This is a genomic window from Streptomyces sp. NPDC058246, assembly GCF_042881985.1.
GTDB lineage: Bacteria > Actinomycetota > Actinomycetes > Streptomycetales > Streptomycetaceae > Streptomyces.
Genome location: NZ_JBHVWZ010000011.1, coordinates 170,070 through 184,341 on the forward strand (window position 1 = coordinate 170,070; position 14,272 = coordinate 184,341).

9 protein-coding genes are annotated in these 14,272 nt (G+C 72.2%); all 9 read left to right on the forward strand.

What is annotated here, in order from left to right; translation table 11 throughout:
* The first annotated feature begins 57 nt into the window (after window positions 1–57).
* The 9 genes from ACFVXA_RS18840 (at window position 58) to ACFVXA_RS18880 (ending at window position 14,156) form a co-directional block, all read left to right on the forward strand.
* Window positions 58–1,455, forward strand: coding sequence for a condensation domain-containing protein (locus tag ACFVXA_RS18840; protein ID WP_383735597.1), 1,398 nt, complete (start codon window positions 58–60; stop codon window positions 1,453–1,455).
* A 20-nt stretch (window positions 1,456–1,475) separates the two neighbouring features.
* Window positions 1,476–1,601, forward strand: coding sequence for a hypothetical protein (locus ACFVXA_RS18845; RefSeq protein ID WP_383904738.1), 126 nt, complete (start codon window positions 1,476–1,478; stop codon window positions 1,599–1,601).
* A complete protein-coding gene (gene sbnA / locus ACFVXA_RS18850; protein WP_390025674.1) occupies window positions 1,598–2,614 on the forward strand; it encodes a 2,3-diaminopropionate biosynthesis protein SbnA in 1,017 nt (338 codons plus the stop codon). Before ACFVXA_RS18845 ends, sbnA begins: the two co-directional genes overlap by 4 nt.
* Window positions 2,608–3,624 (forward strand): 2,3-diaminopropionate biosynthesis protein SbnB, encoded by a 1,017-nt coding sequence (gene sbnB, locus ACFVXA_RS18855; RefSeq protein WP_390025676.1) that lies wholly within the window; start codon window positions 2,608–2,610, stop codon window positions 3,622–3,624. Before sbnA ends, sbnB begins: the two co-directional genes overlap by 7 nt.
* Before the next feature lie 124 nt (window positions 3,625–3,748).
* A complete protein-coding gene (locus ACFVXA_RS18860) occupies window positions 3,749–8,608 on the forward strand; it encodes an amino acid adenylation domain-containing protein (RefSeq protein ID WP_390025678.1) in 4,860 nt (1,619 codons plus the stop codon).
* A gap of 35 nt (window positions 8,609–8,643) precedes the next feature.
* A complete protein-coding gene (locus tag ACFVXA_RS18865; protein WP_390025680.1) occupies window positions 8,644–9,570 on the forward strand; it encodes an ornithine carbamoyltransferase in 927 nt (308 codons plus the stop codon).
* Window positions 9,567–10,904, forward strand: a complete 1,338-nt coding sequence (locus ACFVXA_RS18870; RefSeq protein ID WP_383735587.1) for an MFS transporter — start codon at window positions 9,567–9,569, stop codon at window positions 10,902–10,904. The genes ACFVXA_RS18865 and ACFVXA_RS18870 overlap by 4 nt, the downstream gene beginning before the upstream one ends.
* The gene (locus tag ACFVXA_RS18875; RefSeq protein ID WP_362015470.1) at window positions 10,897–11,667 is read left to right on the forward strand and encodes an ABC transporter ATP-binding protein; all 771 of its coding nucleotides are present in this window, start codon (window positions 10,897–10,899) and stop codon (window positions 11,665–11,667) included. Before ACFVXA_RS18870 ends, ACFVXA_RS18875 begins: the two co-directional genes overlap by 8 nt.
* Window positions 11,667–14,156 carry an ABC transporter permease gene (locus ACFVXA_RS18880; RefSeq protein ID WP_390025682.1) on the forward strand — a complete coding sequence of 830 codons (2,490 nt, stop codon included), beginning with the start codon at window positions 11,667–11,669 and terminating at the stop codon, window positions 14,154–14,156. The genes ACFVXA_RS18875 and ACFVXA_RS18880 overlap by 1 nt, the downstream gene beginning before the upstream one ends.
* Window positions 14,157–14,272: the final 116 nt, after the last annotated feature.

Consider the following 14,272-nt stretch of genomic DNA (forward strand, 5'->3'; position numbering starts at 1 on the left):
CCGGCGGAACTCCACCAGGAGGGGCGGGCGGGGCACCCTCACCAGGAGGGGACGACGGTGGACACCGTCCGCGGCACACCGCTCCCGCTGTCGGTGGGCCAGGAGGGGCTGTGGCTGTTGCAGCGCCTGGCCCCCGACAGCGCGACGTACAACCTCGCGGGCGGGGCCCGGATGACGCCCGCGCCGGACCCCGAGATCCTCGGCCGCGCCGTCCGCGCCCTGACAGACCGTCATGCCATGCTCCGCTCGCTCTACACGGAGACCGACGGACAGCCGTGCCGGATCGTGCAAGAGGTGGGTGTACTTGGTGAATTGACGGTCCATGAGGTGCCGGACGCCACGGACGAGGAGCTCGACGCACTCGTCACGGCGGAGGTGCGACGGCCCTTCCGGCTGGACACCGAGGGCCCCTTCCGCGCCGTACTGCTGCGCCGCCGCGAGGACGCCGTGGCACTCGTCGTCACCCATCACATCGCCACCGACGCCTTCTCCCAGTGGCTGCTGTGGCGCGATCTGCTCCAGGCCTACGAAGCCTTCGCGACCGGTGCGCGCGAGCCCGCCTGGGAACCGCTGCCCGTCTCCTACGACGACTTCGTGGAGCGGGAACAGGTGCTCCTCGACTCCTCGCGCGGCAAGCGGCAGGCGGAGTTCTGGCAGGAGGAGGCAGCCGGGTCCCGGGCCGCGGAACTGCCCACCGACCGGCCCCGCCCGGCGGTGTCCTCGCAGTCCGGCGCGAGCCTGCTGCGCCGGCTGCCCGACCGGCTCTCCGACAAGGTGCTGCGCACCGCCGCGCGGCGCGGCGTCTCCCCGTTCGCCCTCACGCTCGGCGCCTTCCAGGCCCTGCTGCACCGCTGGGGCGGCCAGAGCGACTTCCTGCTCGCCTGCCCCGCGTCCACGCGGCGCTCCTCCGCTTCCGAGGTCGTGGGCTACTTCGTCAACCCGGTGCTGATCCGCGGCCGGTTCGACCGGGAGACCACCCTCGCGGACGCGATGGACCGGGCGGCCGACCGGGTCCGGCAGGCCACCGCGCGCGTCTCCTACCCGTACCCGCTGGTCGCCCGCGACGCGGCCACGCCGGGACCGCTCTACCGGATCTCCGTGACCATGGTCGCCACCGACCGGTTCGGGCCCGGCATGGGCGGCGCCGCCTCGGGCGAGCCGATGGACGTGGCGGGCATCGAGACGACGTACCTGGAGATCCCGCACCTCGAAGGCCAGTGCGACCTCTCGCTGGAGATCACCCGTGACGTGTACGGGCTCACGGTGGCCCTCCGCTACGACACAGACCTCTTCGAACGGGCCACGGCGGAGCGGCTGTTCGACCTCTTCATCCGGTTCGTCGAGGCGGCCGCGGACGATCCCGGCCGGCGTGTCGCCCGGATCCCGCTCACCGGCGACGCGGAACGCCGGGCGCTGCTCGCCCTGGGCAGCGGCGGACCCGGTGGCACGCCGTGACCGACCACGAGCGTCGTGCCGTGACCGACCACGAACGGCATGCCGTGACCGACCACGAACGGCATGCCGTGACCGACCACGAACGGCACCCCGTGACCGTTCTCCCCGTGATGGACCACGATCCCGGCAGGAGCGCCCGGCCATGACGCCACGACCGGTGCTCGACGGCATCCTCGACGCCATCGGTGACACACATCTGGTGGAACTGGGCGGCCTGCTGCCCCGCTTCCCCTCCCGGGTCCTCGCCAAGCTCGAGGGCTTCAACCCCGGCGGCAGCGTCAAGGACCGGTCCGCACTGTCCATGCTCCTCGGCCGGATCCGGGGCGGCGAGCTGATCCCCGGGCGGTCCACGGTCGTGGAGTCCAGCTCCGGCAACCTGGCCATCGGGATCGCGCAGATCTGCCGCTACTACGGGGTCGACTTCATCTGCGTGGTCGATCCCAAGACCACCCGGCAGAACCTGGCGATCCTGCGGGCCTACCAGGTCACCGTCGACATGGTCACCGAACCCGACCCGGAGACCGGCGCCTACCTGCCGGCCCGGCTCGCCCGGGTACGGGAACTGGTGGCCGCCCTGCCCGGCGCGTACTGGCCCAACCAGTACGCGAACCCGCTCAACCCGCGGGCCCACACCCGGACCATGCGGGAGATCGCCGAGGCGCTGGACGACCAGGTCGACTACCTGTTCTGCGCCACCGGCACCGGCGGAACCCTGCGCGGCTGCGCCGAGTACATCCGCGAGCACGGCCTGTCCACGACGCTCGTCGGCGTGGACGCGCTCGGCAGCGTGCTGTTCGGCGGCCCGCCGGGGCCCCGGCTGCTGCCCGGGCACGGCGCGGCGATCCGCCCGGCGCTCTTCGACCCCACGCTCGCCGACGAGGTGTTGCTGGTCTCCGACCTCGACTGCGTGGTCGGCTGCCGGACGCTGACGCAGCGCGAGGCGATCCTCGCGGGCGGCTCGTCCGGCGCCGTCACCACGGCGCTGCGGCGGTTCGCCGACCGCGTTCCGGCGGGCAGCACCTGCGTGCTGATCTTCCCGGACCGAGGCGACCGCTACCTCGACACGATCTACGACGACGCATGGGTGCGACGCCAGTTCGGCGAAGTGAGCCACCTGTGGAAGGAACCGGAGCACACCATGGCGGTGGGAACATGCTGATCATCGGCCACCAGACGGTCGCGGGACTCCTCGAAGGTCGCGAGAGGGAGGTCATCGACCTCGTCGCCGACGCCTACCGGCGCCACGACGAGGGCCGCACCAGCCTGCCGCACTCCGTCTTCCTGCGCTTCCCCGACCGGCCCCGGGACCGCATCATCGGCCTGCCCGGCTATCTCGGCGGCAGCGCGGACGGCGGCGAGGACGACATCGCCGGGATGAAGTGGATCGCCTCCTTCCCCGGCAACATCGCCTCCGGAGTACAGCGCGCCAGCGCCGCGATCCTGCTCAACAACCTGCGCAACGGACAGCCCGAGGCGCTCATCGAGGGCTCCCTGATCTCCGCCCAGCGCACCGCCGCCTCGGCCGCCGTCGGCGCCCGCACACTGCTCGGGGGCCGCAGGCCCTCCGGGATCACGCTCATCGGCTGCGGGGTCATCAACCGCGAGGTGCTGCGGTTCCTCGCCGTCGAGCACCCCGGCCTCGACCGGCTCGCGGTGTACGACACGGATGCCGAGCGGGCCAGGAAGTTCACCCAGGACAACGCCCGGCTGCTGCCGTCGGCCACCGTCCGGCACTGCGACACCCTCGACGACGCCCTGGCCGCCCACGACCTGGTGTCCCTCGCCACCACCGCCGCGACCCCGCACACCTCGCTGGACGCGTGCCCGCCCGGCACGGTGGTGCTGCACGTCTCCCTGCGCGACCTGACCGTGCGGGCCGTGCTCGACGCCCACAACGTCGTCGACGACCCCGACCACGTGTGCCGCGAGAACACCTCGGTGCACCTCGCCGAACTCGCCACCGACGGAAGGGACTTCATCGACGCGAGCATCGGCGCGCTGCTGCGCGGCACCGCGACGCTCGCCCCGCGCCCCGGCAAGCCGCTCGTCTACTCGCCCTTCGGGCTCGGCGTCCTCGACCTCGCGCTCGCCCGCTTCGTACGGGACCGGGCCCGCGCCGGGGGCCTGGGCAGCGAGGTCGCGGACTTCCTGCCGGCGCCCGCCGCTTAGCGATCCGAATCGGCCACCCGTAGGTACCCGCCCGCGCGGCACACATCCGCCTTCGTCGCGCAGCACCCGTCCTCCCCGCGCAGGGCCCGCACCGCCGTATGTGATGACCTTCCCTGGAGAAGAGATGACAGTCCCGCTGCACGAACTCGTCGCCCACCAGACCGCGTCGACTCCGCTCGCCGTCGCGGTCGACGGCGCCGAGGGGCCGCTGAGCTACGAAGCGCTCGACCGGCGCGCCAACCGGATCGCGCACCTCCTCGCGGCCCGTGGCGTCGGCGCGGAGGACCGGGTCGTCGTCTGCCTGCCGCGCGGCCACGACCTGGTCGCCGCGTTGCTCGGCGTGTGGAAGGCGGGCGCGGCCTATGTGCCGCTGGACGCCGGGCACCCACAGGAACGCACGGCGTGGGTGGTCGCCGACAGCGGTGCCCGCACGGTGGTGACGACCGCCGCCGACGCCGAGGGGTTCGAGGAGCTGCTGCCCGGCGGCGTGGTGGCCCTGGAGGCCGAGACGCTGGATGAATTCCCCGACACCGCACCCCAGTTGGAGGTGACGACCGCCCACGCCGCCTACCTCGCCTACACCTCGGGCTCGACCGGGCGTCCCAAGGGGGTGCTCGTGCAGCACGGGGGCATCGCGGGCCGCGTCGCCTGGTCGCTCGACCACCAGGGCCTGACGCCGGCGGACCGGGTGCTCCAGAAGACGGTGCTCACCTTCGACGCCGCCGCCTGGGAGCTGTTCACTCCGCTCGCCGCGGGAGCCACCGTCGTCATGGCACCGACGGGCGCCGAGGCCGACCCGGCGCTGCTCGTGCGGACGGTCGTCGACCAGCACATCACCGTCCTCCAGGGCGTTCCGTCCGTGCTGCGCCTGCTGGTGGCCGAGCCACACTGGGCGGACTGCGCGGACCTGCGTCTGGTGTGCTCGGCGGGCGAGCCGCTGGATGCCGAGCTCTGCCGCCGGCTCGCCGAACCGGGCGGCGCCCGGGTCTGGAACACGTACGGCCCCACCGAGTGCTCCATCGATGTCACCGCCCAGCTCTTCGACCCCGAGCGGCACACCGAGGCCGTCCCCATCGGACGCCCCCTTGACCATCTGCGCGTGTACGTCCTCGACGCCGAGTTCGACCCGGTGCCGATCGGCGTCGTGGGGGAGCTGTACGCGGCGGGTGAGGGCACGGCGCGCGGCTACGCGGGCCGTCCCGGGCAGACCGCCGAGCGCTTTCTGCCCGACCCGCACGGTCCGGCGGGCAGTCGGATGTACCGCACCGGCGACCTGGTGCGCTGGCGCTCCGACGGCGCCCTGGACTTCCTGGGCCGCGCCGACCAGCAGGTCAAGGTCAACGGCGTCCGGATCGAACCGGCGGAGGTGGAGGCCGCGTTGAACGCCCACCCCGATGTCCGAGGTGCCGTCGTCGACGCCCGCGTCGTCGGTGACGGCAAGCGGCTCGTGGCGTATCTGACGACGGGCCGCCGCATCCCCCGGGACGAGCTGCGCACCTTCCTGCGCGGCCGGCTGCCCGAGCCGATGATCCCCTCGCTCTTCGTGCCGCTGGACGCCTTCCCGCTGACCAGCAGCGGCAAGGTGAACCGCGCCGCGCTGCCCGACCCGGTTCCGGAGCAGGCACAGAACGCCGAGTACGTCGCACCCCGCACCCCCGCCGAACGGCTCGTCGCCCAGGTGTGGGAGCAGCTCCTGCAGGTCGAACAGGTCGGCGCGTACGACGACTTCTTCGCGCTCGGAGGCTCCTCCCTCGTCCTCACCCGGCTCGCGGACGCCCTGCGCAAGGCGTCCGGCGACGACATCCAACTCCGCGGCCTGTTCGGCGCGTTCACGGTCGAGGCGCAGGCCAGGCTCCTTGAGGACGCCCGGCCCGCCGTACCCGGCGTGACGCCGGTCGGCCGTGACGAGCCGCTGCCGCTCTCCTTCGGCCAGCACCGGCTGTGGTTCCTGGACCGCATGCACCCGGGCAGCCCCGAGTGGGTGGCCCCGTTCTTCCTGCGGCTGCCCCCCGGCACGACCAGTGCCGTCGTCCGGTCGGCCCTCGAGGCACTGGAGACCCGGCACGAGTCGCTGCGCACCCGGTACGTCGTGGAGGGCGAGGAACCCCGTCAGGTGGTCGTCGCACCGGGCGCTGTCGAGCTGCGGGTCGAGGACGCCTCGGAGGCCCACCTGGAGCGGCTGTTCGGCGAGCAGTTCGCCCGCGGCTTCGACCTCACGGACGGACCGTTGTGGCGGGCGCTGCTGGTCCGCGTCCCCAAGGGCGGCCCGGTGCTGCTGGTGACGGCTCATCACATCGCCACCGACGGCTGGTCGACCGTCGTCCTCGACCGCGAACTGCGCGAACTGTGCGCCGCGGCCACCGAGGGCCGTACCCCCGTACTGGAACAACTCCCGGTGCAGTACGCCGACTTCGCGGCCTGGCAGGCGGCCCACGCCTCCGACCTCTCCTCGTCGCGCGAACTGGACCACTGGAAGCAGGCCCTCGCGGGGCTGCCCGAGCTCAGACTCCCCACAGACCGCCCCCGGCCCGCCCAGCGCGACGCGCACGGCTCCGGCGTCCGGTTCTCCGTGCCCGCCTCCCTCGCCGACGCCCTGACCGGCATCGGGCGCCGGCACGGCGCGACCCCGTACGTGACCCTGCTCGCCGCTTTCGGCGCGCTGCTCGGGCGCTACAGCGGCCAGGACGACTTCGGCATCGGCAGCCCGGTGACCGGACGGACCCGCCCGGAGACCCAGCACACCGTCGGCTTCTTCCTCAACTCCCTCGTGATGCGCTGCGACCTGACCGGCGATCCGACCTTCGCCGAGCTCCTCCGGCGCGTCCGGGCCACGGTCATGGCCGGTTTCGCCCACCAGGAACTGCCCTTCGAACGGCTCGTGGACGAGCTCCAGCCCACCCGCGACCTCTCGCGCACCCCGCTCTACCAGGTCGCCTTCGACCTCCAGGACGAGGGCGCGACCTCGGTGGCCGCCGACGACGTCCTCATGGACGCCTTCCAGGGCGCCTGGCGGGTCGCCAAGACCGACCTCACGCTCTTCGTCTGGCGTCAGGGCGACGGCTCCCTGATCGGCGCCTTCGAGTACGCCACCTCTCTCTTCGACCACGACACCGTCGAGCGCCTGGCCCACCACTTCGTCCAGCTCCTCGAAGCGGTCGCCGCCGGCCCGGACACCTCCCTCTCCGCCGTCGACATCACCTCTGTCCAGGAACGCCGTCTGCTCAAGGCCTGGAACGACACGGCGGTGCCGGTGCGTGAGGTGTCGGTCCCGGAGCTGATCGCGGAGCGGGCTGCCGAGTCGCCCGACGCGGTGGCGGTCGAGGCGGACGGTGTCCGGCTGACGTTCCGTGAGTTGGCGGCGCGTTCCGATCGCCTTGCGGGCGTCCTGCGGGCGCGGGGCGTGGGCGCGGAGTCGTCGGTTGCGGTGTTGCTGGACCGTTCGGTGGATCTGGTGGTGGCGCTGTTGGCGGTGTGGCGGGCCGGGGCGGGCTATGTCCCGCTGGATCCGGTGCTGCCGCGCGAGCGTGTCGAGGGCATGCTGGAAGACGCCGGGGTGTCGGTCGCGGTGACGTCCGGGGCGTATGCCGATCGGTTCGCGATCGATGTCGTACGGGCGGACGAGGAGCACCCGGAGGCGGGGTCGCCCCTTCCGTCGGTGGACCTCGACTCACTGGCGTACACGATCTTCACGTCGGGTTCGACGGGTCGTCCGAAGGGTGTGCAGGTCACCCACCGAAGCCTCGCCAATCATGTGGACTGGGCGGTGCGGGAGTTGGCGTCGTGTGGTTCGGGTGGTGCGCCGGTGTTCTCGTCGGTGGCGTTCGACTTGGTGGTGCCGAATGTGTGGGCGCCGTTGGCTGCCGGGCAGCGGGTGTGGCTGTTCGACGGTGAGTTGACGGAGTTGGGGGAGGCGCTGGCGGAGGCCGGTTCGTTCTCGTTCCTGAAGTTGACACCCGGTCATCTGGACCTCGTCGGCGGTCAGTTGAGCGACCAGCAGATCCGCGCGCTCACGACGCGGATCGTGGTCGCGGGCGAGGCGCTCCCGGGAGCCCTCGTCGAGCGGTGGCGGCAACTCCTCGGCGACGGACGGGTCTGGAACGAGTACGGTCCGACCGAGGCGACCGTCGGCACGTGTGTCTTCCCGGTCGAGCGTGCCCACGACGGTGTCGTGCCCATCGGCCGTCCGCTGCCCAACGTCCATCTGCGCGTCCTGGACGCCGAGCTGCGGCCTGCCCCGGTCGGTGTCGTGGGGGAGCTGTACGTCGGCGGAACGGGCGTGGCGCGCGGGTACACCGGGGATGCGGCGCGTACGGCGGAGCGGTTCCTGCCGGACCCGTACGGCGAGCCGGGCGCCCGGCTGTACCGCAGCGGTGACCTGGCACGCTGGCGTGCGGATGGTGCGGTGGACTTCCTGGGCCGTATCGACGACCAGGTGAAGGTGCGTGGTTACCGCATCGAACTCGGAGAGATCCGGGCCGCGTTGACCGCGCAGCCTCAGGTGTCCGACGCGGCCGTGGTCGTGACCGACGACCAGCGTCTGGTCGGCTATGTGGTCGGCGAGACCGAGGGTGTACGCGAGGCCGTCGCGGCGGTGCTGCCCGAGTACATGGTGCCGTCCCTCCTCATCGTGCTGGACCGGATCCCGCTCACGGCGAACGGCAAGCTGGACCGGAGTGCGCTGCCGGACCCGGAGGCCCCCGGCACCGACAGCTACCTCGCGCCCCGCTCCGAGACCGAGGAGAGCATCGCCGCCATCTGGGGCCAGGTCCTCGGCCTGGACAAGGTCGGCGTCGAGGACAACTTCTTCGACCTCGGCGGCCACTCCATCCTCGCCGTCCGGCTGATCTCACGCCTCCAGACCGAGTACGACCTCGACCTTCCGGTGCGGGTCGCCTTCGAGCGCCCGACCGTGGCGCAGCTCGCGGTGGAGATCGAGGACCGGGTGCGGGCCGAGATCGACGCGCTCCTGACCGACGCCCGCTGAAGCCTGCCCATCCACCAGAAGGGACCCCCATCGCCATGGGATCCGCGCGACACCTCATCTCCCTCACCGACCTGACCGACGACCAACTGCGGGGCATCGTGGCGAGAGGCGTCGCCTTCGCCTCCGGCGCACGGGCGAACACCCTGGACGGCGCGGTCGCCGGCGTCTATTTCCGGCGTACGTCCACCCGGACCCGTACCGCTTTCACGGCGGGCGCGCTGCGGCTCGGCGCGCAGACCGTGACGTTCGGCCCCGGTGACCTGCAGACCAACACGGGCGAGACCAGCGAGGACACCGGGCGGGTGCTCGCCGGGATGCTGGACCTGCTGGTGGCGCGGACCGCCGACGCCACCGCCGAGCTGCGGACGTGGGCGGGCACCGGGGACATGTCGGTGATCAACGCGATGAGCGCCGAGGAGCATCCGACGCAGGGACTCACCGATCTGACCACCCTGCAAGAGCACTTCGGGCGGGTCGACGGCCTGCGGCTGCTGTACGTCGGCGAGGGCAACAACAGTGCCGCCGCGCTCGCGCTGGCCCTCACCCGGTTCCCGGGCACCGAGCTGGAGTTGCGCACCCCGCCCGGTTACGGCCTCGCGCCCGGCATCCTCGCCACGGCGGCCGAGCAGGCGGCCCGCAGCGGCGCCCAGGTGGCCGAGCGGCACCACATGCGCGAGCTGCCCGCCGACCTCGACGCCGTCTACACCACGCGCTGGCAGACCACCGGGACCAGCAAGCCGACCGCGGACTGGCGCGAGGTCTTCGCGCCGTTCCAGGTCACCCCGGCACTGTGGGAGACCAGCCCGAAGGCCGTCTTCCTGCACGACCTGCCCGCCCACCGCGGCGAGGAGGTCACCGCCGAGGTGCTCGACGGGCCGGCCAGCATCGCCTTCACGCAGGCCACGCACAAGCTGCACAGCGCGATGGCGGTCCTGGAGTGGTGCTGGGCGGGCGATCGATGAGTACGGAACTCCAGGCGCGGGACGGCGGCGAGGAGAAGCTGCCGCCGCTGCGCAGCAACGGGCGCTTCCGGCTGCTGTGGGGCGGTTCCGCGCTGTCGGTCATGGCGGAGCGCTCCTCCACCATGGCCTTCACCCTGCTGGTGCTCTGGCACACCGGGTCGAAGAGCGCCGCGGGGCTGGTCGGCTTCAGCGCCCTGCTGCCCATGCTGGTCATGCAGCTGCCCGCCGGGGTGCTGGTGGACCGCTGGGACAGACGGCGGGTGATGCTGGTGTGTGTGACGGGCCGGGCGCTGGCCATCGGCTCGGTCGCCGTCTCGCTCGTCGGGGACGAAGTGCGCGTCTGGCACATCGCGATCGTCGCCTTCGTCCAGGGCAGCCTCACCGTCTTCTACCAGCTGTCCGAACGGGCCGCCGTGCGCGGGGTCGTACCGCCCCAGCAGGTGTCCACCGCGATGGCGCAGAACGAGGCGCGCTCCCGCGCCGTGAACTTCGTCGGGCATCCCGCGAGCGGTGTGCTGTTCGGCCTGTCGGCCTGGGTGCCGTTCCTGACCAGCACCAGCCTGTACCTGATGTCCTTGCTGACACTGGCCCGGCTGCGGATTCCGAAGACGGAGCGGTCCGGCAAGGCCAAGAGCGCCCGCGGAATGCGCGAGGAGATCTCCGGCGGACTGCGCTGGGTGTGGCAACGCGCCTATTTCCGCTCGGCCCTGCTCATCATCGCGGGCAGCAACCTCGTCTTCCAGGGGCTCATCCTCACCGTCGCCGTCCTGGTCAGGGAGCAGGGCAGGCCGGCCAGCACGGTCGGCCTGATCATGGCGGCCGGCAGCATCGGCGGACTGCTCGGTGCCTTCAGCGGCGGCTGGTTGAGCAGACGGCTGCCGATGCGGCGCGTGATGATGTACGCGCATATCGCCTGGGCCCTGGTGATGCCCGGAACGGTGTTTCTCCTGCATCCCGTGACACTTGGGGTTCTTTTCTTCATAACGTCGCATATAGGAGCCGCTGTTACCGTCTGCGGCATGTCCCATCAGGTGCGCATCACACCCGACGCCATGCAGGGGAGGGTCGGCAGCGTCGTCATGCTCCTTGTCTCCGGGGCGAGTTCGCTCGGCGCGCTCGGCACCGGATATCTCCTCGAAGGCGTCGGCACGCGCGGGACACTGGCCATCGCATCCGGAGTGATGGCCCTGCTCGCCGTGGTGGCGACCGTCGTGTTCACCCGCCCCGGGGCGGAGCGCGAGGACCGGAGCGCCTTGGACGAGGCGTCCGGACCGCAGCGCGAGCTGACGGCCGGTCCCCCCACCACCATGACGCTACGGAGAATCGATGGATGACGCAGTGCGGCTGGAGTCGCTCACCAAGACCTATGGCTCGGGCAGCGGCGCGGTCAGCGCGTTGCGCGAGGTCGGCCTGTCCTTCCCGAGGGGCAGCTTCACGGCCGTCATGGGCCCCTCGGGGTCCGGCAAATCCACTCTGCTGCAGTGTGCCGCCGGGCTCGACCGGCCCACGTCCGGGCGGGTGTTCATCGACGGCACCGACATCGGCGGCCTGAACGAGACCCGATTGACCGAATTCCGCCGGGAGTCCACCGGATTCGTGTTCCAGGCGTTCAACCTGCTGCCCTCGCTGACGGCCGCGCAGAACGTCGGGCTCCCGCTGCGGCTGGCCGGCCGCAAGCCCGGCCGGCAGACCGTGCTGCGGGCGCTCGCCCAGGTCGGCCTGGAGGACCAGGCGGGCAAGCGGCCCAGCCAGCTCTCCGGCGGCCAGCAACAGCGGGTGGCGGTGGCCCGCGCCCTGGTCACCCGTCCCGCCGTGCTCTTCGCCGACGAGCCCACCGGCGCCCTCGACATCACCACGGGCCGTGAACTGCTGGAAGTGCTGCGGAAGTTGGTGGGCAGCCCGGTCACCGGCGGCCAGGGTGCCGACGATCCCGAGCTCGACGAGCCGACCACCATCGTGATGGTCACGCACGACCCGAACGTGGCCGCGTACGCGGACCGGGTGGTCTTCCTCGCCGACGGCGCGCTGGTCGGCGAGCTGACCTCGCCGACGGCCGAGGCGGTCGCCGCTCGCATGACCGATCTGGCGGTGTCGTAGTGCTCGGCATCGCCTTCCAGACCCTTCGCGCCCGCTGGGTGTCGTTCCTCGGCACCATCGTGGCGCTCGTGCTCGGCGTCGCGCAGCTCGCCGCGATGGGCGTACTGCTGATGACGATGCTCGACCTGCCCGACCGGCCGCCCGAGCGGTTCGCGGGGGCCTCCGCCGTGGTGCTGCCCACCGACCCCTCCTGGGACCCTGCCCACCACGACCTCGGCGTCCGCTCACTCCAGGAGGCCCAGGGCGTCTCCCAGGACCTGCTCGGCCGGGTGTCGGCCACCGGGGAAACCGTCGTCGACCGGGCCTTCTACGCCCAGCTGCACGACGGCCCGAAGAACCAGGTCGGCCACCCCTGGTCGGTCGCGCGCTTCGGCGGCTACAAACTGACGGACGGTCACCAGCCTGCTGGGGAGCGGGAGATCGTCGTCCCCTCCGAGCAGGCGCACACCGGCGAGAAGGTCACGGTGATGACCGCCACCGGCGTCTCCACGTACACGGTGTCCGGCACGGTCGCCCCGGTCGACTGGGAGAACGCGGTGTTCTTCGGCGACGCCGAGGCCGCCCGCATCTCCCCGCGCATCCAGGCCCTGGTCGCGCTCGGCCCGCTCGACCGGGTCCGCGCGGCCGTCGGCAAGGACGCGGAGGTCCTCACCGGCAAGGACCGGCACAAGGCCGACGCCAGCGAGGCCGAGGACCGCGAGACCCTCGACAACACCATCACGCTCGTCCCGGTGATGGCGTCCGTCGCGGGCACCACCTCCGTCTTCGTCGTCGCCTCCACCTTCGCCTTCGCCGTCATCCAGCGGCGCCGCGAGGTCGCCCTGCTGCGCACCGTCGGCGCCACGCCCAAGCAGGTCCGCCGCATGATCCGCGGCGAGGCCCTGCTCGTCGGCACCCTCGCCTCGGCGATCGGCACGGCCCTTGGCCTGTACGGGGCACAGCTGCTCACCGACATGCTCATCGACCTCGACATCTCGCCGCCGTGGTTCCGCGTCCGGCCTTCGCTGCACTGGACGGTGACCGCGCCGCTGGCCGGCGCGTTCCTCGTCGGTGTGCTGGTGGCGCTGTGCGGAGCGGCCGCCGCCGCGCACCGCGCCGGACGGGTACGGCCCGTCGAGGCGCTGCGCGAGGCCGCGGTCGACGACTCCGGCATGACACCGGGACGACTGTTGATCGGCGCCCTCGGCGTCGGCGGCGGCGTCGGCCTGGCCGCGTGGATCGCGGTCGGCAAACCGGCCACGATCCTCTCGCCCAACACCTACGTCACCGAGCTCCTCGTCCCCGTCCTGGCCGCCGCCGTCATCGCCCCGCTCGCGATCGGCCCCCTGGCCCGCCTGTTGATGTGGCCCTTCCGCAACTCCGCCGGGCCCACGGCGATGCTCGTCCGCGAGAGCGTGCTCACCTCGCGCCGCCGCACCGCCGCCACCGCGGCACCCATCCTGCTCACCGTGGGTCTCGCCCTGTCCCTGCTCGCTGCCACCGACTCGCTCGGTGCGGCCCGCGACCACGGACTGCGCAACCAGGTCGCCTCCGCGTACGCCCTCGCACCCGACGGAACCCCGGGCATCAGCCCCGAAGTCGTCGACCGGGTCAAGAAGATCGACGGCGTCCGGATCGCGGCACCCCTCCTCACCACCGTGTACACCCGCGACGAGAACCGCTACGACGAGAACGACGGCATGGTCGTGGACACCTCCGCGCTCAAGCGGACCATGGACCTCACCATCACCCAGGGCTCCCTCGACAAACTCGACGACAACAGCATCGCCGCCCCCGACCTGTGGGGCTGGGACGCCGGCACCGCGCAGAAGATCCTGCTCGGCGACGGCACTCGGGCCACGCTCAAGGTCGCGGCCGTCTACAAGGCGATGCGCGGCGAGGACGTCGCGTACCTCCCGGAACGCTTCGCCCCGTCCGCCGCCTACGCCCGCGACGGACTCGCCCGCCGCGCCTACATCACCCTCGATCCCGGCACGGACAAGGCGGCCGCCACCGCGGCCATCGCGAAGGCCGTCCAGGGCACCGGGGCACGCTTCCTGACCCGGGACCAGCTGGTCGCCTCGGAGAGTGCCTACGCCCGCCATCTGATCGAGGTCCGGCAGCGCTCCACCGCCGTGATCGTCGTGCTGTTCTGCTTCATCGCGATCCTCAACACCCTGCTCATGGCGACCTCCGACCGGCGCCGCGACCTGGCCGTGCTCCGCCTGGCGGGGGCCACCCCCAAGCAGGTCGTACGGTTCTTCGTCGCCGAGTCCCTGCTGGTGGCCGGCATCGGCATCGTCCTCGCCCTGCTCGCCTCCGCCCTCAACATCGCGGCCCTGTGGGCGGCGCTGCTGCAACTCTTCGGGACGACACCGATCGTGGCCCCCTGGCTCGTGGTGGTCGCTATCGCCGCCGTCTCCACCGTGCTCGCCGTCATCGGCACCGTACTGCCGGTCTCGGCCGCACTGCGCTCCCGGATCGTCCAACTGGTGGGCGCCCGCGAGTAACCCGGACGCTCCGCCCGAAGACCGCGCGCGACCTGGTCCCTCCCCCCGAGGGGACCAGGTCGCGCGCTTCTGCGTGCCCGCCCGAATGCCGGTGCAAGTGCCCCGCTGCGCACGAC

Coding starts and splice junctions, on each gene's coding strand:
- ACFVXA_RS18875 (WP_362015470.1), top strand. CDS start 10,897: ATGGATGACGCAGTGCGGCTGGAGTCGCTCACCAAGACCTATGGCTCG.
- ACFVXA_RS18865 (WP_390025680.1), top strand. CDS start 8,644: ATGGGATCCGCGCGACACCTCATCTCCCTCACCGACCTGACCGACGAC.
- ACFVXA_RS18860 (WP_390025678.1), top strand. CDS start 3,749: ATGACAGTCCCGCTGCACGAACTCGTCGCCCACCAGACCGCGTCGACT.
- sbnB (WP_390025676.1), top strand. CDS start 2,608: ATGCTGATCATCGGCCACCAGACGGTCGCGGGACTCCTCGAAGGTCGC.
- sbnA (WP_390025674.1), top strand. CDS start 1,598: ATGACGCCACGACCGGTGCTCGACGGCATCCTCGACGCCATCGGTGAC.
- ACFVXA_RS18870 (WP_383735587.1), top strand. CDS start 9,567: ATGAGTACGGAACTCCAGGCGCGGGACGGCGGCGAGGAGAAGCTGCCG.